Genomic DNA, 20,348 nt, shown 5'->3' on the forward strand with positions numbered 1-20,348 from the left:
GAGAACATGTTGTAATTTGAGCATGAATCGAGCCACGCTGCAGCCCTGCGACCTCGCCGTGGACACGCCCGCCGGCAGCGGCCGGCTGTGTTTCGAGCGCGTGGCGCTGGTGGGCAAGCCCAACGCCAGCGGCAGCGCCGCCACGCTGGCGCGCGTGGTGGACTTCCTGCATGCGCAGGGCTGCGAGGTGACACTGGAGCACGACACCGCGCAGCACGTCGGCGCGCTGGGCGACCGCGTGGCCGACGTGGCCGGCATCGGCGCGCACTGCCAGCTCGCGCTGGTGGTCGGCGGCGACGGCACGATGCTGGGCATCGGGCGGCGGCTGGCGCCGTGGGGCGTGCCGCTGATCGGCATCAACCAGGGGCGGCTCGGCTTCATCACCGACATTCCGTTCGACGGCTTCGAGGCGGTGCTGCGCCCGATGCTGGGCGGCGCCTACCTGGAGGAACGCCGCGCGCTGCTGCAGGCCGGCGTGTGGCGTGACGGCGTCTGTGAGTTCGAGACCATCGCGATGAACGACGTGGTGGTCAACCGCGGCGGCGCGCCGAGCATGGTGGAACTGCGCGTGGAGGTGGACGGCCACTTCGTGGCCAACATGCGCGCCGACGGCCTCATCATCGCGTCGCCGACCGGCTCCACCGCCTACGCGCTGTCGGCCGGCGGGCCCTTGCTGCATCCGGCCATCGATGGCTGGGTGATGGTGCCGATCGCGCCGCACACGCTGTCGAACCGGCCGGTGGTGCTGCCGGCCGGCAGCACCATCGCCATCGAGGTGGTGGCCGCGCGCGAGCCCAGCGCCCACTTCGACATGCAGACCTTCACCAGCCTGCTGGAGGGCGACCGCATCGTCGTGCGGCGCTCGCAGCACGTGCTGCGGCTGCTGCATCCGCTGGGCTGGAATTACTTCGACACGCTGCGCGGCAAACTGCACTGGAACGAGGGCGTGGTGGCATGATCCGGCATCGAGGAGGAGACGGCGGACCATGGCTTGGCAGCGGCTGACGATCCGCGACTTCGTCATCGTCGAGCGGCTCGAGCTGGAACTGGAGGGCGGCTTCACGGCGCTGACCGGCGAGACTGGGGCGGGCAAGTCGATCCTGATCGACGCGCTGCAGCTGCTGCTGGGCGAGCGGGCGGATGCCGGCGTCGTGCGCGAGGGTGCCGCGCGCGCCGAGGTGGCCGGCGAGTTCGACGTGCCGGTGGCGGCGCGCGCCTGGCTGGCCGAGCAGGGTTTCGAACCCGGCGACGGCGAGCCGCTGCTGCTGCGCCGGGTGGTCGACGCGCAGGGGCGCAGCCGCGCCTGGATCAACGGCGGGGCGGCCACGGCGACGCAGCTGCGCACGCTGGCGCAATGGCTGGTGGAAATCCATGGTCAGCACGCCTGGCAGGGGCTGACGCGGCCGGAGGCGGTGCGCGCGCTGCTGGACGGCTACGGCCGCATCGACACCGGCCCGTTGCGCGCGGCCTGGGACGTCTGGCGCGCGGCGCAGGCCGGGCTGGAGCAGGCCCGTCAGCGCCAGCAGACGCTGCAGCAGGAGCGCGAGCGGCTGCAGTGGCAGATCGACGAGGTGGCGCGCCTCGAACCGGGCGACGACGAGTGGGACGAACTCAACCGCCAGCACGCGCGGCTGGCGCACGCGCAGGCACTGCTGGACGCCGCGCACGAGGCGCTGGAGGCGCTGGACAGCCGCGAGCTCAGTGCCCACCGGCTGCTGGCGCAGGCCATCGCGGCACTGCGCGCGCAGGCGCACATCGAGCCGCGCTACGGCGAATTGGCCGAGGTGCTGCAGGGCGCGCTGGCGCAGGTCGACGACGCCTGCCGCGACCTGCAGCACCTGCTGCATCACACCGAGCTCGATCCCGACACGCTGGCGGCGCTGGACGAGCGGCTGGGCCGCTGGGTGGCGCTGGCCCGGCGCCACCGCTGCCTGCCGCAGGAGCTGCCGGCCCGGCTGAAGGCCTGGCGGCAACGGCTGCAGGCGCTGGAGCAGGCGGCCGACCTCGAGGCGCTGGCGGCGGCGGCGGAGCAGGCGCGCCGGCGTTACCTGGAGGTGGCGCGGGCCGTCTCGGCCGCGCGTGCGTCGGCAGCCGAGCGGCTCGGCGCGGCGGTCAGCGCGCTGCTGCCGACGCTGGGCATGGAGGGCGGGCGCTTCGAGGTGCTTCTGGAGCCGCTGGCCGAGCCGGCCGCGCACGGGCTGGAACGCGTCGAGCTGCTGGTGGCCGGGCATGCCGGCGCCACCCCGCGTCCGGTGGCGCGGGTCGCCTCGGGCGGCGAGCTGTCGCGGCTGGCGCTGGCCATCGCGGTGGCCACCAGCGCCGTCGGCGAGGCCCCCACCCTCATCTTCGACGAGATCGACAGCGGCATCGGCGGGGCGGTCGCGCACACGGTGGGGCGCCTGCTGCGCGAGCTGGGTGCGCAGCGCCAGGTGCTGGCCGTCACCCATCTGCCGCAGGTGGCCGCGCGCGCGCACCACCACCTGTGCGTGACCAAGGTGGCGCGCGGCGGCGCCACCGTCAGCGACGTCGCCGCGCTGCAGGCGCACGAACGCGTGCACGAGATCGCGCGCATGCTGGGCGGCAGCGGCGACTCCACCGCCGCCGTCGCCCACGCGCGGGAGCTGCTGCAGGCATGAACGCGCCCACCCCGCTGCAGCTCGTGCTGATCACCGGCATGTCGGGGTCCGGCAAGTCGGTGGCGCTGCACGCGCTGGAGGACGCCGGCTTCTATTGCGTCGACAACCTGCCGCCGGAGCTGCTGGAGGCGTTCGTGGCCGTGGAGCAGCGCCACGGCGCGCAGCGCGTGGCGCTGGCCATCGACGTGCGCAGCGCCGGCTCGCTGCCGCAGCTGCCGCAGCGGCTGCGGGCGCTGCGTGCGCAGGGGCTGACGCTGACGGTGCTGTTCCTCGACGCCAGCGACGACGTGCTGGTGCGGCGCTTCTCGGAGACGCGGCGGCTGCATCCGCTTTCGGTGCGCGGCAGCCACGACCAGCGCCGCGCGCTGCTGGAGGCGCTGCGGCTGGAGCGCGAGCTGCTGGCCGAGCTGCGCGAGGGTGCGCTGGTGCTGGACACCAGCCACCTGCGCGCCGCGCAGCTGCGCACCGAGGTCAAGGCGCTGCTGGCGCCGGCGCCGGCCACGCTGACGCTGGTGTTCGAGTCCTTCGCCTTCAAGCGCGGCGTGCCGGTCGATGCCGACTTCGTCTTCGACGCGCGCATGCTGCCCAACCCCCACTACGAGCCGGAACTGCGTCCCCTGACCGGCCGTGACGCGCCGGTGGCGGCCTACCTGGATGCCGAGCCGCAGGTTGCCCAACTGCTGGACGACATCACCGGCCTGCTGCGCCGCTGGCTGCCGGCGCTGCAGCGCGACCACCGCAGCTACGTCACCGTGGCGGTGGGCTGCACCGGCGGGCAGCACCGCTCGGTCTACCTGGTCGAGCGCCTGGCCGCGCGCTTCGCCGACGGCTGGCCGGTGCTGCGCCGTCACCGCGAGCTCGACGCCGGCGCGGGCGGTTGATCCCGCAGCCAGGCGCGCACCGGCGCCGGCAGACCGAGCGCCAGCGCCGCCGCCGGCGCCCACCACGCCCCCTGCTGCGGTTGCACGCCGGGCAGCGTTGGCGCGGCTGCAGCCTCGTGCGGCCACCGCACCACCGCGCGCTGCAGCCGCAGGTCGCGGTGCGTCAGCGCATGCGCCAACGGCTCGAGCCACTGAACTTCCAGACCCGCGACCTGCGCCCGCGCCGCAAGCGCCTGCCCGTCGGCGTCGCCCTCCAGCACCGGCGGCGTCCACAGGCCGCCCCAGATGCCGCCCGGCGCGCGCCGTTGCAGCCAGCAGCTGCCGTCCGGCCGCACCGGCAGCAGCAGCCACCAGGTCAGCACGCGCCGTGGCGCGCGCACCGGCGGCCGCGGCCATGCGGCAGGCGTGCCGCTCGCATGGGCGGCGCAGTCGGCGCGCAGCGGACAGGCGTCGCAGCGCGGACGCTGGCGGGTGCAGACCGTGGCGCCCAGATCCATCAGTCCTTGCGTGTAGGCGGCCATCTCCTGCGGGCTGGCGTCGGGCGGCAGCAGCGCCTGCGCGCGCCGCCACAGCGCGCGCTGCCCCGCCGGCCGCGTCGCCTCGCCGTCATCGGCCCACCAGCGCTGCAGCACCCGGCGCACGTTCCCATCCAGGATCGAGACGCGCTGTCCATGGCAGAACGCCGCGATGGCCGCGGCGGTCGAGTCGCCCACGCCGGGCAGCGCGCGCCAGCCGTCGAAGTCCTGCGGCAGGCGACCGCCGAGACGCTCGACCACGTGCTGCGCCGCGGCGTGCAGCAGCCGGGCCCGCCGGTAGTAGCCCAGCCCGCTCCAGGCCGCCAGCACGTCGTCCTGCGCCGCGCGCGCCAGCGCCTGCACGTCGGGAAAACGCGCGATGAACCGTTCGTAGTAGCGCAGCACGGTGGCGACCTGCGTCTGCTGCAGCATGATCTCCGACACCCAGACGCGATAGGGATCGCGCGTGCCCTGCCACGGCAGACCGTGGCGGCCGTGGCGGCGCTGCCACGCCACCACGCGGGCGAAGACGTCATCGCCGCGCCCGCTCATCGCTGGCAGCGCGGGCAGTAGAAGCTGGAGCGCTGGCCCTGGCGCAGCAGGCGGATCGGCGTGCCGCACGCGCGGCAGGGCTGGCCGGCGCGGCCGTAGACCCACAGGTCCTGCTGGAAATGCCCCGACTGGCCGTTGACGCGGAAGTCGCGCAGGGAGCTGCCACCGGCCTCGACGGCCTGTTGCAGCACCTGCCGGATCGCTGCGTGCAACCGCCCGATGCGCGCGCGCCCGAGCCGCGCCGCCGGCGTGGTCGGCCGGATGCCTGCCAGAAACAGCGACTCGCTGGCGTAGATGTTGCCCACCCCCACCACCACGTCACCGCCCAGCAGCACCGCCTTGATCGGTGCGCGCCGCCCCCGCAGGCCGGCCGCCAGCGCCTCCGGGGTGAAGTCCGGCGTCAGCGGCTCAACGCCGAGCCCGTCCAGGAGCTTCTTCACGCGCCCATCGTCCTCGCCGTCGGCATACAGGACGGCGCCGAAGCGGCGCGGATCGTGCAGCCGCAGCGTACCGCGGTCGGTGACGAGGTCGGCGTGGTCGTGCGGCCCCGGCGGCGGCGCCTGCGCCAGCCACGTCAGGCTGCCGGACATGCCCAGGTGCACCACCAGCAGCCCGTGGTCGAGCCGCAACAGCAGGTATTTGCCGCGCCGCCGCACCGCCTGCACCACGCGGCCGGCCAGCGCCTGCGGCGCCACGCCCAGCGGCCAGCGCAGCGGCTTGCCCAGCCGCACGGCCAGCAGCCGCGCCCCCTCCAGCGCCGGGGCGATGCGCAGACGGGTGACCTCGACTTCGGGCAGTTCGGGCATGGGCGGCGGGCAGACTGGCAAGGGCTCGATTATGATGGCCGCATGTCCTGGCTGCGCCTGCTGCTTCTGCCCGTGCTGGTGGCCGCGCTCGGCGCCGGCGGTTGCGCCGCGGCGCAGGGGCGGACGGCCGCTGGCGCAGCACCGGGCATGGATGCCGAGCTGCTGTATCAGCTGCTGCTGGCCGAGCTCACCCGGCGCGACAACCCTGGGGCGGCCTATTCGCTGACGCTGGAGGCGGCGCGGCGCAGCGGTCATCCGCAGCTGTACCGCCGCGCGATCGACATCGCGCTGGCCGGGCGCGCGCCCCAGGCGGCGCTGGATGCCGCCGCCGCGTGGGTGCGCGCCCATCCCGACGACGAGGAAGCGCGACGCGTGCAGCTGCAGCTGCTGGCCGGGCTGCAGCGTCCCGGCGAGCTCGGGACGGCGCTGCGCGACTGGCTGCGCGTGGCCACGCCGGCGCGGCGGCTGGAGCTGATCGGGGCGGTTCCCGCGCTCCTGCGCCGAGCGGGTGACGCCTCCCAGGCGGTGGCCGCCGCGCGCACCGCGCTGCAGCCCTGGCTCAACGAGCCGGCCACCGCCGCGGCGGCCTGGGCTGCGCTGGGCGCGGTGCAGCTGCAGGCCGGTGCCAAGGACGAGGCGCTGCAGGCGGCCACCCGAGCCGTGCAGGCCGATGCCGCCCATCCCGCCGGCGCGCTGCTCGCGGTGGAACTGCTGGATGCCCACCCGGCAGCCGCCACGGCGCTGCTGCAGCGGCACCTGCAGGCCGCGCGCGTCCGCCGCGACGGCGGCATCGACGTCCACGTCGCCTGGGCGCAGGCGCTGGCGCGCCGTGGCGAGACGGAGGCCGCGCTGGCGCTGCTGGCCGAAAGCCCGGCGCGCGACGCGGCCGAGCGGCGCCGCGTGCGCCTGGTGCAGGCGCGCGTGCTGCGCGAGGACGGTCGCGACCAGGCCGCCTACGACACGCTGGCCGAGGCGCTGCGCGCCGAGCCGGACGATGCCGACCTTGGCTACGAGCTGGCGCTGGCCGCCGAGCGCCTGGGCCGCCACGACGAGATGGAGCGGCTGCTGCGCGACCTGATCGCGCGCCGTCCGGACGACCCGCACGCCTACAACGCGCTGGGCTACTCGCTGGCCGACCGCGGCGAGCGGCTGGAAGAAGCCCGCCAGCTGATCCAGGAGGCACTGCGCCGCGCTCCGGACGACGGCTACATCATGGACAGCCTCGGCTGGGTGGAGTACCGGCTCGGCAACCTCGCCGAGGCGCGCCGCTGGCTGGCGCGCGCGATGGAGCTCAGGCCCGACGCCGAGATCGCGGCGCACCTGGGCGAGGTGCTGTGGGTGCTGGGCGAGCAGGACGAGGCGCGGCGCGTCTGGCGCCAGGGCCGCGAGCTGGATGCGCGCAACCGCACGCTGCGCGAGACGCTGCGCCGCTTCGGCGTCGAACCCTGACCCTTCGGACACGATGCCCAGCAACCCGGCGCGGCGAACCCCGACGATGGCTTGGCCGGCGGCCTTGCCGCTGCTGGCGGCGCTGCTGGCCGGCTGCGCCACGCCGCCACCCCCGGCCGGCGAGGGTGCCGAGCCGGCCTGGAGCGGGCGGCTGGCACTGCTCGTGCAGGCCGAGCCGCCGCAGCGCGCCAGCGTCGCCTTCGACCTGCGGGGCCGGCCGCAGCGCGGCGAGCTGCTGCTCAGCGGGCCGCTGGGTCAGACGCTGGCGCAGGTGCGCTGGGACGAGGCCGGTGCCTGGCTGCAGCGCCCCGACGGCACGGCCGAACGGCACCCCGACATGGCCGCGTTGACCGAGGCGCTCACCGGTGCGGCGCTGCCGCTGGCGGCGCTGTTCGACTGGCTCGACGGCCGCCCCACCGAGGTCGCGGGCTGGAAGCTGCTGGATCTGGACGCGGCCGCCGGCCGCCTGCACGCGCGGCGCCATGCACCGGCCCCGCTGGTGGACCTGCGCGTGGCCTGGCAGCCAGGCCGACCCTGAGCGACGATGCGCCGCCTGCTCGACCTGCCCGCCCCCGCCAAGGTCAACCTGTTCCTGCACGTGGTCGGCCGCCGCGCCGACGGCTACCACGAGCTGCAGTCGCTGTTTGCCCCGCTGGACTGGCACGACGTGGTCCACCTCGAGCGGCGCGACGACGGCCGCCTCAGCCGCGAGGATGTCCACCCGGACGGCGACCTGCCGGCCGAGGACCTGTGTCTGCGCGCCGCGCGCGCGCTGCAGCAGGCCAGCGGCACGACGCTGGGCGTGCACATCGTGCTGGACAAGCGCCTGCCGCAGCAGGCGGGCCTGGGCGGCGGTTCCAGCGATGCGGCCACCGTGCTGCTGGGGCTCAACCGGCTCTGGGGCCTGGGCTGGCCGCGCGTGCGCTTGGCGGCGCTGGCCGCGACGCTGGGCGCCGACGTGCCCTTCTTCCTCGGCCAGGGGCCGGCCTGGGTGGAGGGCATCGGCGAGCGCCTGCGTCCGGTGGAGCTGCCGGCACGCGAGCTGCTGGTCGTCAAGCCGCCGGCCGGCGTGCCGACCGCGGCGGTCTTTGGCGCCCCGGACCTGCCGCGCGCCACCCCGCGCGCCGACCCCGACCAAGCCCTGGCGCAGCTGTGCGCCGACCCCCTGCTCGCCTGGGGCGGCAACGACCTGCAGGCGGTGGCGGCACGCCTGTGCCCGCCCGTGGCCGAGGCGCTGCGGCGGCTGCAGGCGCTGGGCCTGCAGCCGCGCATGAGCGGCTCGGGCAGCGCGGTGTTCGCGGTGCTGCCGCCAACGGCGCCGGCGGCGTTGGCCGACGCCGCAATGTGGCCGCCGGGCTGGCGGGTGCGGCGCTGCCGGTTGCTGCCGCGGCTGCCGCTGGCGGCGTGGTGAACACGGCGCCAAGACGCCCCGAAAACCGTGCTACAATGCAGGTCTCGCTGCTGAACACGGCAGCGACAGCGACCAAGGTACGCTGCGTCAGCAGCGGACCTGCGTAGGGGAGTCGCCAAGCTGGTTAAGGCATCGGATTTTGATTCCGACATGCGAGGGTTCGAATCCTTCCTCCCCTGCCAAACCCCTCTTCCCGCCGGTTGACCATGGAACGCTCGACGCCAGCGCACACGCCCGATTTCATGCTTTTCACCGGCAATGCCAATCCCGCGCTGGCTGCCGAGATCGCCCAGTATCTGGGCACCCCGCTGGGTCTGGCCCACGTCGGCCGCTTCTCCGACGGCGAAGTCACGGTCGAGATCGGCCAGAACGTGCGCGCGCGCGACGTCTTCATCATCCAGTCGACCTGTCCGCCGACCAACGAGAACCTGATGGAGCTCGTCATCATGGTCGACGCGCTCAAGCGGGCCTCGGCGGCGCGCATCTCCGCGGTCATCCCCTACTTCGGCTACGCGCGCCAGGACCGCCGGCCGCGCTCCAGCCGCGTGCCCATCAGCGCCAAGGTCGTGGCCAACATGCTGCAGGTGGTGGGCGTGGAGCGCGTGCTGACGATGGATCTGCACGCCGACCAGGTGCAGGGCTTCTTCGACATTCCGGTCGACAACATCTACGCCTCGCCGGTGCTGCTGCGCGACCTGCGCCAGAAGCGCTACCCCAACCTGCTGGTGGTCTCGCCGGACGTCGGCGGCGTGGTGCGCGCGCGCGCGCTGGCCAAGCAGCTCGACTGCGACATGGCCATCATCGACAAGCGCCGCCCCAAGCCCAACGTCTCGGAGGTCATGCACGTCATCGGCGACATCGAGGGCCGCCACTGCGTGATCATGGACGACATGGTCGACACCGCCGGCACGCTGGTCAAGGCCGCCGAGGTGCTCAAGGAGCGCGGCGCCACCAAGGTGTTTGCCTACGTCACCCACCCGATCCTGTCCGGCCCGGCGGTGGAGCGCGTCGCGCGCGGCGAGGCGCTCGACGAGCTGGTCGTCACCAACACCATCCCGCTCAGCGACGCGGCGCGCGCGTGCGGCAAGATCCGCCAGCTGACCGTCGCGCCGCTGATCGCCGAGACCATCGCCCGCATCGCCAGCGGCGAGTCGGTCATGAGCCTGTTCGCCGAGATGGAGGCCGACATCGCGGCAGGCTGACGGTTTCGCTGCCTGCGCGCCGGTCGGTGCGCGGGCGGCTTTCCCCGGGGCGCGCTGGTCGCGGCCGCCCCGTCTCACCACTGGAGCTTCGACCATGAAATTCACCGCTTTCGAGCGTTCCGCGCAGGGCACGGGTGCGAGCCGCCGCCTGCGCCGTGCCGGCAAGGTGCCCGGCATCGTCTACGGCGGCAACGCCGCGCCCCAGCCCATCGAGCTGGACCACAACGCGCTGTGGCAGGCCGTGCAGAAGGAGGCCTTCCACACCTCCATCCTCGAGATGGAGCTGGGCGGCCAGACCACCAAGGTCGTGCTGCGTGACGTGCAGTACCACCCCTACAAGCCGCAGGTGCTGCACGTCGACTTCCAGCGCGTCGACGAGAACACCCGCCTGCGCAAGAAGGTGCCGCTGCACTTCGTCAACGCCGACAACAGCCCGGCGGTCAAGGCCGACAAGTGCCTGATCAACCACGTCGTCACCGAGCTGGAGATCGAGTGCCTGGCCACCCAGCTGCCCGACTTCATCGAGGTCGACCTGGGTCACCTGCACAAGGGCCAGAGCCTGCACGTCAGCGACCTCAAGCTCGCCCCGGGCGTCAAGGTCGTCACGCACGGCAAGCCCAATCCGACCATCGCCACCGTGGTGGAGCCGGTCGAGGAGGTCGTGGCCGCGCCGCAGGCCGCCGCGGCCGACGACAAGAAGGGCAAGAAGGGCAAGAAATGATGCCCGCGGGAGCCCGGCCGGGCTCCCGCGCGCCCGCCGGGCCGCCACCGCAGGGCGGCCGCTGCGTTCCGAGGCCCGCCGCGCGCGGGCCTCGCGCTTGTTTCGTGGGATGATGCCGCGCGAGCGCGCACGCACGAGGGCCTGCACCGATGTTGAAGCTGCTGGTGGGCCTGGGCAATCCCGGGCCGGAGTACGAAGACACGCGCCACAACGCCGGCTGGTGGTGGCTGGATCGCATCGCCGCCGACCTGAAGGTCACGCTGCACCCCGAGCGTGGCTTCTTCGGCCAGGCCGGGCGCGCGCAGGTGCAGGGCCACACGCTGTGGCTGCTGAAACCCACCACGTACATGAACCGCTCGGGACAGGCGGTGGCCGCGCTGGCGCGCTTCTACAAGATCGCGCCGCACGAGATCCTGGTGGCGCACGACGAGCTGGACCTGCCGCCGGGCGACGCGCGCCTGAAGCGCGGCGGCGGCCACGCCGGGCACAACGGCCTGCGCGACATCCACGCGCAGCTCGGCAGCGCCGATTACTGGCGGCTGCGCCTGGGCATCGGCCATCCGGGCGTCAAGGCGGAGGTGGCCAACTGGGTGCTGCGCCGGCCGCCGCAGGAGCAGCGCCAGGCGATCGAGGCCGCGATCGAGCGCGCCGCACGCGCGCTGCCGCTGCTGCTGGCCGGCGACGTCGCCAAGGCCACGAGCCTGATCCACACCACCCAGCCACCGCGGCCCAAGCCGCCGCGCCGGCCGCCGGCAGCGCCCGCCGCGCCGGCGGACGACGCCACCGCTCAGCCGCCGTCGGACTGAGCGGCCTGTGGGGCCACCGCCGCGGCCTTGGCGGCCTGCAGGCGGCGGTACTTGGCCCACAGCGAGTCACGATCCTCGACGAACTGCGGGTTGAGCGGGATGCAGCTGACCGGGCAGACCTGCACGCACTGCGGCTCGTCGAAGTGGCCCACGCACTCGGTGCAGCGCTGCGGGTCGATGACGTAGTGCTCCTCGCCCATCGAGATGGCCTGGTTGGGGCACTCCGGCTCGCAGACGTCGCAGTTGATGCACTCGTCGGTGATCATCAGGGCCATCGCCGCACTCCTCGCGTTTCAGCCGCGCGCCGCGCAGGCCGCACGCAGCGCCTGCGCCACCGGCGGACTGACCAGCGCCGACACGTCGCCGCCCAGACGCGCGATCTCGCGCACGAGGGTACTGGAAATGCACTGCAGCTGCGGCTGCGGCAGCAGGAACACCGTCTCCACACCAGGGGCAAGCCGGGCGTTGAGCGTGGCCATCGGCGTCTCGTAATCGAGGTCGGTGCCGTGGCGCAGGCCGCGCACGATGGTGCCGGCCCCGTGCGCGCGGCAGAAGTCCACGATCAGGCCCTCGAACGGATGCGCCTCGACGTTGGGGCAGTCGGCCAGCACCTCGCGCACCAGCGCCAGCCGCTCATCCAGCGACAGCAGCGTCGTCTTGTGGTGCGCCGCCGCCACGGCGACGATCAGGCGCTCGAAGCGCAGCGCCGCGCGACGGATGACGTCCTCGTGCCCGAGGGTGATCGGGTCGAACGTGCCGCTGGTGACGGCCACGCGCGGCGACAGGGAAGAAGCGACGGGCTCGGTCATGGCTGCGGATTATCGAACGGGCGCAGCAGGTGCGCGTGCACCTGCCCGGCGCGCAGGTGGCGCTGCAGCGTCCAGCCCAGGCTCGCCAGCCGCGCCTCGTCCCACGGCTGCGGCGCCTCCAGGTAGGCCAGGCCGTCCGCGGCGACGAGCCGGCGCGCCTGGCGCAGCGCGGCCTCGAACAGCGCGGCGCCACCGTCGAACGGCGGGTCGAGCAGCACCAGGTGCCAGCGCGCCGCCGGCAGCCCCGCCAACACCCCCAGCGCCTCGCCGCCGACCACGCGCACCACGTCGGAAGCTCCCTGCAGCCGCTGCACGTGCTCGTGCAGCGCGCGCAGCAGCTGCGGCTGGCGCTCCACCAGCACCACCTCCACCGCGCCGCGCGAGGCCGCCTCCAGCCCCAGCGCCCCGGTGCCGGCGAACGCATCGACGCAGCGCCAGCCGTGCAGGTGCTGACCCAGCCAATTGAACAGCGTCTCGCGCACGCGGTCGGGCGTGGGCCGCAGGCCCGGCAGCGGCGGCACCAGCAGCTTGCTGCGCCGCCAGCGCCCGCCGACGATGCGCACCTCCCCCGGCGGCGCGCCGCGGCGCACCGGCGCGCTCACGGCGCGCCTCCGACGACGACGGTGACCAGCCGCTGCGGGTCGATGACGCGCCGCCAGGCGCGCATCAGGTCGTCGCGCGTCAGCGCCTGCACGCGCTGCGGCCAAGTGTCGAGCTCGTCCAGCGGCAGCTCGGCCCACGCCAGCGCCGCCACCTGGTCGGCCACCTTGCGGTTGCTGTCGAGCTTGAGGGCATGACCCTGCACCAGGCTGCGCTGCGCCTCGGCCAGCTCCTGCGGGGTCGGCCCCTCCTCGGCGAAGCGGCGCAGCACCTCGTGGATCAGCGCCACTGCCTGTTGCGCCTGATCGGGCCGGGTCTGCATCGTCACCGTCCAGGCGCCGGCGTGCCGCCCAGCCAAAAAGTAACTGTAGACGCCATAGGTCAGACCGCGGCGCTCGCGCAGCTCGCGCATCAGCCGCGACGTGAAGCCGCCGCCGCCGACGATGTGGTTGGCCACCTGCAGCGCGAGGAAGTCCGGATCGCGCCGCGCCACGCCCGGCTGGCCGATCAGGATCTGCGCCTGCGCCGCGCCGGCAAACGGCTCGGCGATCGAGCGCGCCGCCGGCAACGGCGCCACCTCCGGCAGCGGCGGCAGCGGCGCGCAGCCGTGCGCGGCCCAGCCCGCCAGCAGCCGAGCAGCGATCGCGTCGGCCTGCGCACGGTCGACCGCACCGACGAAGGTCAGCCGCGCCTCGCAGGCGCGCGCGTGGCGCTGCCAGAACGTGCGCATGGCCGCGGCGTCGATCGCGGCCCAGGTGTCGGGCGTGGCCTCGCGGCCGTACGGATGACCGCGGTAGACCGCCTCGGCGTAGAGCCGCTGCGCGCGCGTCTCGGGCTGCGCCTGCGCCTGGCGCCAGGCCGCCACGAGGCGCTCGCGCTCGCGCGCCCACACCGCCTCGTCGAACGCCGGCGCGGCCAGCTGCTGCGCCAGCAGCGCCACCGCCGGCTCCAGCACGTCCGCGCGCGTCAGCGTGCGCAGCGCGACGCTGAAGCGGTCCAGCGTCGCGCTGGCCGACCACTGCGCCCCCAGGTCGGCCCACGCTTCGGCCAGCGCCTCCTCGTCGCGCGCGGGCTGGTCCGCATGCGCGCCGGCACCTTTGCCCAGCATCAGCGCCACCGCCGCCGCAAGCCCCGCCTGCGCGGGTGGGTCGCGCCGGCTGCCACCGTCGAACTCCAGCCGCACGTCCAGCATCGGCAGCGCCTCGTTGCGCACCAGATACACGCGCGCGCCATCCGGCCGCACCCAGTGCTCGATCGCCGGCCCCGCCCAGGCCGCCGGCGCCAGCAGCGCGAGTCCCCATGCCAACCCCATCAGCGCCGCCGCGCGCCACCACGCCGCCAACCCCTTCATCGGGCGTCCTCCTGCGGCAACAGCCAGCCCACCGTCATCTGCTGCGGCCCGAACCAGCGCTGCGCCACCCGCTGCACGTCGGCGGCGGTGAGCGCCTGCACGCGCGCCAGCAGCCGCGCCTGCGCATCCGGCGGCCAGCCCAGCGCCCACTGCTGGCCGAGCTCGCGCGCCTGCGCAAACGGCGAATCCAGCTTGAACACCTCCGCCGCAGCCCACTGGTTCTTGACGCGGCGCAGCTCGGCGTCGCTGACACCCTCGCGCGCCACGCGCGCGATCGCGTCGCGCAGCGCCTGCTCCACACGCGCCGGCTCCACCCCCGGCCGCACCGTGGCCGAGACGAGAAACAGCTCCGGCCCGCGCCCGCCCAGGCCGTAGCCGACGCCCACCGCATCCGCCAGCCGCCGCTCCTCGGGCTGGCGCACCAGCGCGCGCTCCAGGCGCGCCGCGCTGTGCCCGTCCAGCACGCCGGCCAGCAGCGCCAGCGCCAGCGCGTCGCGCGCGGCCTCGCCGTCGTCGTCCGGATGCGTCAGGCGCGGCACACGCCAGCCGATCAGCAGCGACGGCTGACGCACGCGCCCGTGCCATTCGAACCGGCGCGCGCCGCGCTGCTCCGGCTCCGCTTCGGGCGCGCGCGCCGGCAGCACGCGCGGCGGCAGCGCGCCGAACAGCTCCTCGGCCCAGCGCACCACCTGGGCCGGCTCCACGTCGCCCACCACCACCAGCGCGGCGTTGTTCGGCGCGTACCAGCGCTGGTGGAACGCACGCACGGTGGCGGCGTCCAGCGCCTCCAGGTTGGCCATCCAGCCGATCACCGGTCGCCGGTAGGGATGCGCCACCAGCGCGGTGGCCATGAACTGCTCGTAAAACTGCGCCTGCGGCTCGTCCTCGATGCGCTGGCGCCGTTCCTCGCGGATCACCGCCAGCTCGCGCTGCAGCGTCTCGGCCGTCCAGGCGTTGCGCGCGAAGCGCTCGGCCTCCAGCGCCATCGCCTCGCGCAGCGCGCCGGCGGGCACCTGCACGTGGTAGGCCGTGACGTCACGCGACGTGAAGGCGTTGTCACGCCCGCCCAGCGCGGCGATGCGGCGCGAGTATTCGCCTTCGGCCAGCGTCGGCGTGCCCTTGAACATCATGTGCTCCAGCACATGCGCCACGCCGGCCTCGCGGTCGGTCTCGTCCACCGCGCCGACGCGCAGCCACAGCATCAGCACCGCGGTGGGGGCGCGGCGGTCCACCTGCACGATCACCGTCAGGCCGTTGGGCAGCGTGGTCACGAACGGGCGCGCCCCGGCGTCGGCCGCCGCGGCCGTGGCGGCCGGCCCCGCCGGCCGATCCGCCCCCGACCCACCTGGGGCGGCGGCCGCCGCCCCGGCCAGCAGCAGCGCCGCCAGCCACGCCGCCCGGCGTGCGGGCGCGCCGGGGCGCGCCACGCGGGGATTCGGTAACCGGTTCGACGCTTTCATAGAATGCGGCTCCATTCTAGGCAGTGCCCACTATGTTTCGATTCCTGAAGGAAAAGTTCTTCGGCGGCGCGCGCCCGGCGGCCGACGCCCCCGAGCGGCCCCTCGAGGCCCCGGTGGCGCCCCCCCCCGAAGCCGGCACGGCCACGTCCGCGCCGCCGGCCGAGGCGACGTCGATCCAGGCCGGGGCCGCCCCGGCATCGGCAGGCGCCGACGGCACCGACGCGGCTGCGGCGGCCGTGTCCGCCGGAATGCCCCCCGGCCCGGAAGACGCAACGGCGCCCGGCGCGGCCAGTGCCGCCACGCGCCAGGGCTGGCTCGGCCGCCTGCGCGAGGGGTTGAAGAAGACCGGCGCGAGCCTGTCGGCGGTGTTCGTCGGCGCGCGCATCGACGAGGCGCTGTACGAGGAGCTGGAGACGGCGCTGCTGCTGGCCGACGCCGGTGCGCCGGCCACGCAGGCGCTGCTGGAGGATTTGCGCCGGCGCGTGCGCGAGGCCCGCGCCAGCGAGCCGGCGCAGGTGCGCGCGCTGCTGGCCGCCGTGATCGCCGACTGGCTGCAGCCGCTGCAGAAGGCGCTGGAGGTCGGAGCACAGCCGGACGGCCCCACCGTCTGGATGGTGGCCGGCGTCAACGGCGCCGGCAAGACCACCACCATCGGCAAGCTGACCTGGCACCTGGCGCAGCACGGCGCCACCGTGCTGCTGGCGGCGGCCGACACCTTCCGCGCCGCCGCGCGCGAGCAGCTGGGCGTGTGGGCCGAACGCAACGGCGTCGACATCGTCGCCCAGGCCGGCGGCGACCCGGCCGCGGTGGCGTTCGACGCCGTCAGCGCCGGCCGCGCGCGCGGCAAGGACGTCGTCATCGTCGACACCGCCGGGCGGCTGCCGACCCAGCTGCACCTGATGGAGGAGCTGCGCAAGGTCAAGCGCGTGGTGGCCAAGGCCGAGCCGGGCGCACCGCACGAGGTCCTGCTGGTGCTGGACGGCAACACCGGCCAGAACGCGCTGGCGCAGGTCAAGGCGTTCGACGCCGCGCTGGGCCTGACCGGCCTGATCGTCACCAAGCTGGACGGCACCGCCAAGGGCGGCGTGCTGTGCGCCATCGCCCAGTGGGCGCGCGAGCAGCGCCGCACGCTGCCGGTGTATTTCATCGGCGTGGGCGAACGGCTCGAGGACCTGCAGCCGTTCGACGCGCGCGAATTCGCCCAGGCGCTGTTGGCCTGATGCGCTAGCACAAACCCGTATTCCATATATCAGCAATGCGTGATACACCTCGCGCTCAGGTCGCCGATCGACGCGAACCGGATTCCCAACCCAGAGGAGCCTCCCCCATGACGATCCCCCTGCGACATGCCCTCACCGCCGCCGTGCTGGGCGCGGCTGCGCTGTCCGCCCACGCCCAGGTCGACCAGGTCAAGGTCTGGGCCGCCGCGTGCGCCAACTGCCACGGCACCAACGGCCACGCCCAGCCCGGCATGGAAGCCTTGGCCGGCAAGGACAAGGACGACCTGACGCAGAAGCTGCTGGACTTCAAGGCCGGGCGCAAGCCGGCCACCATCATGCACCAGCTCGCCAAGGGCTACAGCGACGACGAGCTGCGCGCCATCGCCGCCTACTTCGCCGCCCAGAAGAAGTGACCATCCGAGGGAGAACCCAGCCATGATGCAACGTCGCCAATTCGTCTCCACCGTCGCGGCCGGCTCGGCCCTCGGCACCCTGGGTCTGCTGTCCGGCTGCGCCACGCCGGTGGCCGGCGGCAGCGGCCCGCACGTCGTCGTCATCGGTGGCGGCTACGGCGGGGCCACCGCGGCCAAGTACATCCGCCTGTTCTCCGAGGGCAAGGTGCAGGTCACGCTGGTCGAGCCCAACGAGGCCTTCGTCTCGTGCCCGATCTCCAACCTGGTGATCGGCGGCATCAAGCAGATGAGCGACATCACGATCCCGTACGACAACCTGGCCAAGCGCCACGGTGTCAAGGTCGTGCGTGATCGCGCCACCGCGGTCGACCCCGACAAGCGCACCGTCAAGCTGGCCGGCGGCGCCGAGCTGAAGTACGACCGCCTGATCGTCTCGCCCGGCATCGACTTCATGTGGGAGACGCTGCCCGGCATGGCCAAGCCCGGTGCGCAGGACAAGGTGCTGCACGCCTGGAAGGCCGGCCCGCAGACGGTGGCGCTGCGCAAGCAGCTGGAGGCCATGCCCGACGGCGGCGTCTACGCGCTGTCGATCCCGCAGGCGCCGTACCGCTGCCCGCCCGGCCCGTACGAGCGCGCCTGCATGGTGGCGCACTACTTCAAGAAGGCCAAGCCGAAGAGCAAGGTCATCGTCTTCGACGCCAACGACGACATCCAGTCCAAGAAGGCCTTGTTCACCAAGGCGTGGAACGAGCACTACAGCGGCATCATCGAGTACCGGCCCAAGCACCGCGTGGTCGACGTCGACGCCGCCACCAACACGCTGAAGTTCGAGTTCAACGAGGACTTCAAGGGCGCCGTGCTCAACGTCGTGCCCAACATGCGCGCCGGTGACATCGCGGTGCAGATGGGCCTGGCCACCGCCAACAAGCGCTGGTGCGAGGTCGACTTCCTGACCTTCGAGTCCAAGGCGGTCAAGAACGTGCACGTGCTGGGCGATGCGATCCAGATCGCGCCGGCCATGCCCAAGTCCGGCCACATGGCCAACCAGCACGGCAAGACCTGCGCCGCGGCGGTGGTCAACCTGCTGCTGGGCAAGGAGCCGCCGGCCACGCCGCTGTACGCCAACACGTGCTACAGCTTCGTCACCGACGAGGACGTCGTGCACGTCGCCAGCGTCCACCGCTACGACCCCGAGAAGAAGACCATGCTGACCGTGCCCGGCTCCGGCGGCGTGTCGGCGCGCGCCAGCGAGCTGGAAGGCCGCTACGCGCTGGCCTGGGCGCGCAACATCTGGGCCGACACGCTGGCGTGACGGTCCGCAGACCCCGGGCCTGCGCCCGGGGGGCTGACCCGGGTGGCAGCCTCCCGCGGCGCGGCAGGGGTTTTTTCGCTCCTTCAATATTCGTGCATCAGCATTTGCTTACCTTGACCCTGACTTCTACGATGCATCGTGCGATGAAAGCTTCTGCAGCCCCCCTCCTGCGGCGTGCGCTGCCCATGCTGTGCGCGCTCGCCGCGGCCGTCTCGACCCTGCCCGCCCGGGCGCAGGCCGACGAAGCCCGCGCGCGCAAGATCGCCAACGGCGTGTGCTTCATGTGCCATGGCGAAAACGGCGAATCCACCAGTGAGATCTTTCCGCGCCTGGCCGGCCAGAACGCCGAGTACCTGGCCAAGCAGCTGCGCGCCTTCAAGAGCGGTGAGCGCAAGAGCACCGCGATGGCCGAGATGGTGGCCAAGCTCACCGACGACGAGATGGTGGCGCTGGGTCGCTACTACGAGAAGATGCCCACCGTGCGCGAGGAGGCCAAGGACCCGCAGCTGGCGCTGGTGGGCAAGTACCTCTACCACAACGGCAACAGGTTCAGCGGCGTGCCAGCCTGCGCCAGCTGCCACGGCGCCGACGGCCATGGCGCCGCCAACCTGCCGCGCCTGAGCGGCCAGTTCGCCGGCTACCTGTTCACCCAGCTCAAGCAGTTCAACAAGCGCCAGCGCACCAACGACAACGTCGTCATGCACACCGTGGCCGAGAAGATGACCGAACTCGAGATGGCCGCGGTGGCCGAGTACCTGAGCAGCAAGTGAGCGCACCGCGGCAGCACGGCGGTGCCCCCAGCCTCAGGCGTCGTGCAGCCGGTCGTGGATGCGGCGGTTGATGCGCCAGACCGCCCACAGCACCAGCGGCATCAGCGCGCCGGCGGTCAGTTCCGGATGCAGCGGCACGCCGGCCGACTTCAGCGCCTTGGCGCCATACAGCACCAGGCTGATCACGTAGTACGAGATCGCCGCGATCGACAGCCCCTCGACGGTGGACTGCAGGCGCAGCTGCAGCGCCTGCCCGCGCGTGAGCTTTTCCAGCAGCTGCCGGTTCTGTTCCTCGCGCGCGATGTCCACCTGCGTGCGCAGCAGCGCACTGGTGCGCGCGATGCGCTCCGACAGCGCCGCCAGCCGTTGCTCCACCGAGGCCACCGTGGCCATCGCCGGCGCCAGGCGGCGCTGCATGAATTCGCTGATCGTCTGCGTGCCCGGAATCGGACGCTCGCGCAGCTCGGCGGCGCGCTGCTGCACGATGCGGTCGTAGGCGCGCGTGGCCGAGAAACGGTAGCCGTGCTCGGCGATGCTGCGCTCCACGCGCGCGGCCAAGGCCACCAGCGCATCCAGCAGCACCTGGTCCGAGGCGGCCTTGGTCTCCATCTCGGCGGTCAGGCGCGCCAGCTCCGCCTCGCCGGCGGCCAGCGGGGCCGCCAGCGCCTTGGCCACCGGCAGGCCCAGCAACGCCATCATGCGGTAGGTCTCCAGCTCCAGCAGCCGCGCCGCGATGCGGCCGGCTCGCGTCTCGCTGGTGCTGGACGGCGCCAGCACCAGCAGGCGCTCGAAGCCGTCGGGCCGCAGCCGAAAATCGGTCACCACCAGCGAATGCGACGGGTTGCCGAGCAGCGAGGCCACGATCGGCTGGCCGTCGAACCAGGCGCGCGCGCGCTCCAGCAGCGCCGCCGGATCGTCCAGCGGCTGCGGATCCATCGCCAGCTGCAGCGCCGCGATGGTGCGCCCCGGGATGGCGGCCAGCCACCCTGGCGGCAGGCAGGCCGGCGGGGGCAGCCCCGGATCGCGCGCCCCCAGCCCCGTGCCGGCCGGCAGCGGCTGCACCAGCGAGTAGCGCGTGAACTCGGTGTGCCGCTCCCACTTGAAGGTGCAGCCGCCCGGCAGCCGCAGCCGCAGGAAGTTGCGCGCCAGGTCGTCGGGCCCCAGGCCCTGCTGGCCCGGCAAGCGGCGCAGGTGCTCCAGCTCCTGCTCGCGCGCGACACCCTCGCTGAGCACGGCCACGTACACCACCAGCGCCGGCAGACGGATGCGCGCCGGCGGGCGGGCGTGGATTTCGTCGTGCAGCAGGCGGCGGCGGCCGTCATCCGGCGGCAGGGCCACCCCGGCGATCGCGTCCAACGATGATGACATGCGTCAACCTTAGCACACGCGCCGGCTGGGCATGCGGGCGAAGTGGCGCTACGATCACGCGGACGT

21 protein-coding genes and 1 tRNA gene are annotated in these 20,348 nt (G+C 73.7%); 14 read left to right on the forward strand and 8 right to left on the reverse strand.

Annotation, left to right across the window (positions count from 1 at the left end; translation table 11 throughout):
• The first annotated feature begins 22 nt into the window (after positions 1 to 22).
• From Tsedi_RS07650 to rapZ, 3 genes are read left to right on the forward strand one after another with little or no spacing between them, the layout of a single operon-like run.
• Positions 23 to 958 (forward strand): NAD kinase, encoded by a 936-nt coding sequence (locus Tsedi_RS07650; protein ID WP_143895277.1) that lies wholly within the window; start codon positions 23 to 25, stop codon positions 956 to 958.
• A 28-nt stretch (positions 959 to 986) separates the two neighbouring features.
• Entirely contained in the window at positions 987 to 2,636 is a 1,650-nt protein-coding gene (recN, locus tag Tsedi_RS07655; protein WP_143895280.1) for a DNA repair protein RecN, read from the forward strand.
• The gene (rapZ, locus tag Tsedi_RS07660) at positions 2,633 to 3,517 is read left to right on the forward strand and encodes an RNase adapter RapZ (protein ID WP_143895282.1); all 885 of its coding nucleotides are present in this window, start codon (positions 2,633 to 2,635) and stop codon (positions 3,515 to 3,517) included. The genes recN and rapZ overlap by 4 nt, the downstream gene beginning before the upstream one ends.
• On the opposite strand, the gene mutY is transcribed toward rapZ, so the two are convergent.
• Together mutY and mutM are read right to left on the reverse strand one after the other, a co-directional pair.
• On the reverse strand, positions 3,484 to 4,584 hold the full coding sequence (gene mutY, locus Tsedi_RS07665) for an A/G-specific adenine glycosylase (protein ID WP_143895284.1): 1,101 nt from the start codon (positions 4,582 to 4,584) through the stop codon (positions 3,484 to 3,486). The genes rapZ and mutY overlap by 34 nt on opposite strands.
• Complete coding sequence (mutM, locus tag Tsedi_RS07670; RefSeq protein ID WP_143895286.1) at positions 4,581 to 5,390, reverse strand: bifunctional DNA-formamidopyrimidine glycosylase/DNA-(apurinic or apyrimidinic site) lyase; 810 nt, start codon at positions 5,388 to 5,390, stop codon at positions 4,581 to 4,583. Before mutM ends, mutY begins: the two co-directional genes overlap by 4 nt.
• Positions 5,391 to 5,432: 42 nt before the next feature.
• On the opposite strand from mutM, the gene Tsedi_RS07675 reads away from it, so the two are divergent.
• The 7 genes from Tsedi_RS07675 to pth all read left to right on the forward strand — a co-directional run bounded on the left by Tsedi_RS07675 (position 5,433) and on the right by pth (position 10,979).
• Positions 5,433 to 6,839 (forward strand): tetratricopeptide repeat protein, encoded by a 1,407-nt coding sequence (locus Tsedi_RS07675; protein WP_143895288.1) that lies wholly within the window; start codon positions 5,433 to 5,435, stop codon positions 6,837 to 6,839.
• A 13-nt stretch (positions 6,840 to 6,852) separates the two neighbouring features.
• Positions 6,853 to 7,377 carry an outer membrane lipoprotein LolB gene (locus Tsedi_RS07680; RefSeq protein ID WP_143895290.1) on the forward strand — a complete coding sequence of 175 codons (525 nt, stop codon included), beginning with the start codon at positions 6,853 to 6,855 and terminating at the stop codon, positions 7,375 to 7,377.
• Between the two features lie 6 nt (positions 7,378 to 7,383).
• The gene (locus Tsedi_RS07685; protein WP_143895292.1) at positions 7,384 to 8,250 is read left to right on the forward strand and encodes a 4-(cytidine 5'-diphospho)-2-C-methyl-D-erythritol kinase; all 867 of its coding nucleotides are present in this window, start codon (positions 7,384 to 7,386) and stop codon (positions 8,248 to 8,250) included.
• 105 nt (positions 8,251 to 8,355) lie between these two features.
• Positions 8,356 to 8,432: transfer RNA gene (locus Tsedi_RS07690), tRNA-Gln, on the forward strand.
• A 24-nt stretch (positions 8,433 to 8,456) separates the two neighbouring features.
• Positions 8,457 to 9,452: a ribose-phosphate pyrophosphokinase gene (locus Tsedi_RS07695; protein WP_143895294.1), complete on the forward strand. Its 996-nt coding sequence runs from the start codon at positions 8,457 to 8,459 to the stop codon at positions 9,450 to 9,452.
• 94 nt (positions 9,453 to 9,546) lie between these two features.
• Positions 9,547 to 10,173, forward strand: a complete 627-nt coding sequence (locus Tsedi_RS07700) for a 50S ribosomal protein L25/general stress protein Ctc (RefSeq protein WP_143895296.1) — start codon at positions 9,547 to 9,549, stop codon at positions 10,171 to 10,173.
• A 149-nt stretch (positions 10,174 to 10,322) separates the two neighbouring features.
• Complete coding sequence (gene pth, locus Tsedi_RS07705) at positions 10,323 to 10,979, forward strand: aminoacyl-tRNA hydrolase (protein ID WP_143895299.1); 657 nt, start codon at positions 10,323 to 10,325, stop codon at positions 10,977 to 10,979.
• On the opposite strand, the gene Tsedi_RS07710 is transcribed toward pth, so the two are convergent.
• The 5 genes from Tsedi_RS07710 to Tsedi_RS07725 are packed head-to-tail and all read right to left on the reverse strand — an operon-like array spanning position 10,961 to position 15,166.
• Complete coding sequence (locus Tsedi_RS07710; protein ID WP_143895301.1) at positions 10,961 to 11,254, reverse strand: YfhL family 4Fe-4S dicluster ferredoxin; 294 nt, start codon at positions 11,252 to 11,254, stop codon at positions 10,961 to 10,963. The genes pth and Tsedi_RS07710 overlap by 19 nt on opposite strands.
• 18 nt (positions 11,255 to 11,272) lie before the next feature.
• On the reverse strand, positions 11,273 to 11,788 hold the full coding sequence (coaD, locus tag Tsedi_RS07715; protein WP_425472743.1) for a pantetheine-phosphate adenylyltransferase: 516 nt from the start codon (positions 11,786 to 11,788) through the stop codon (positions 11,273 to 11,275).
• The gene (gene rsmD, locus Tsedi_RS12380; RefSeq protein WP_425472748.1) at positions 11,785 to 12,447 is read right to left on the reverse strand and encodes a 16S rRNA (guanine(966)-N(2))-methyltransferase RsmD; all 663 of its coding nucleotides are present in this window, start codon (positions 12,445 to 12,447) and stop codon (positions 11,785 to 11,787) included. The genes coaD and rsmD overlap by 4 nt, the downstream gene beginning before the upstream one ends.
• Positions 12,387 to 13,739, reverse strand: a complete 1,353-nt coding sequence (locus Tsedi_RS07720) for a M16 family metallopeptidase (protein WP_246099218.1) — start codon at positions 13,737 to 13,739, stop codon at positions 12,387 to 12,389. The genes rsmD and Tsedi_RS07720 overlap by 61 nt, the downstream gene beginning before the upstream one ends.
• Complete coding sequence (locus Tsedi_RS07725) at positions 13,736 to 15,166, reverse strand: M16 family metallopeptidase (protein ID WP_246099219.1); 1,431 nt, start codon at positions 15,164 to 15,166, stop codon at positions 13,736 to 13,738. The genes Tsedi_RS07720 and Tsedi_RS07725 overlap by 4 nt, the downstream gene beginning before the upstream one ends.
• Before the next feature lie 65 nt (positions 15,167 to 15,231).
• Between Tsedi_RS07725 and ftsY the strand changes: the two genes are divergently transcribed.
• The 4 genes from ftsY to Tsedi_RS07745 all read left to right on the forward strand — a co-directional run bounded on the left by ftsY (position 15,232) and on the right by Tsedi_RS07745 (position 18,914).
• Positions 15,232 to 16,419 carry a signal recognition particle-docking protein FtsY gene (gene ftsY, locus Tsedi_RS07730; protein WP_143895305.1) on the forward strand — a complete coding sequence of 396 codons (1,188 nt, stop codon included), beginning with the start codon at positions 15,232 to 15,234 and terminating at the stop codon, positions 16,417 to 16,419.
• Positions 16,420 to 16,526: 107 nt separating this feature from the next.
• Entirely contained in the window at positions 16,527 to 16,832 is a 306-nt protein-coding gene (locus tag Tsedi_RS07735) for a c-type cytochrome (protein ID WP_185970607.1), read from the forward strand.
• A 25-nt stretch (positions 16,833 to 16,857) separates the two neighbouring features.
• A complete protein-coding gene (locus Tsedi_RS07740; protein ID WP_143895385.1) occupies positions 16,858 to 18,144 on the forward strand; it encodes an NAD(P)/FAD-dependent oxidoreductase in 1,287 nt (428 codons plus the stop codon).
• 143 nt (positions 18,145 to 18,287) lie between these two features.
• On the forward strand, positions 18,288 to 18,914 hold the full coding sequence (locus Tsedi_RS07745; RefSeq protein WP_246099220.1) for a c-type cytochrome: 627 nt from the start codon (positions 18,288 to 18,290) through the stop codon (positions 18,912 to 18,914).
• Positions 18,915 to 18,947: 33 nt separating this feature from the next.
• On the opposite strand, the gene Tsedi_RS07750 is transcribed toward Tsedi_RS07745, so the two are convergent.
• Positions 18,948 to 20,282, reverse strand: a complete 1,335-nt coding sequence (locus Tsedi_RS07750) for a DUF3422 family protein (RefSeq protein ID WP_143895307.1) — start codon at positions 20,280 to 20,282, stop codon at positions 18,948 to 18,950.
• Positions 20,283 to 20,348: the final 66 nt, after the last annotated feature.

The organism is Tepidimonas sediminis (genome assembly GCF_007556605.1).
Classification (GTDB): domain Bacteria; phylum Pseudomonadota; class Gammaproteobacteria; order Burkholderiales; family Burkholderiaceae_C; genus Tepidimonas; species Tepidimonas sediminis.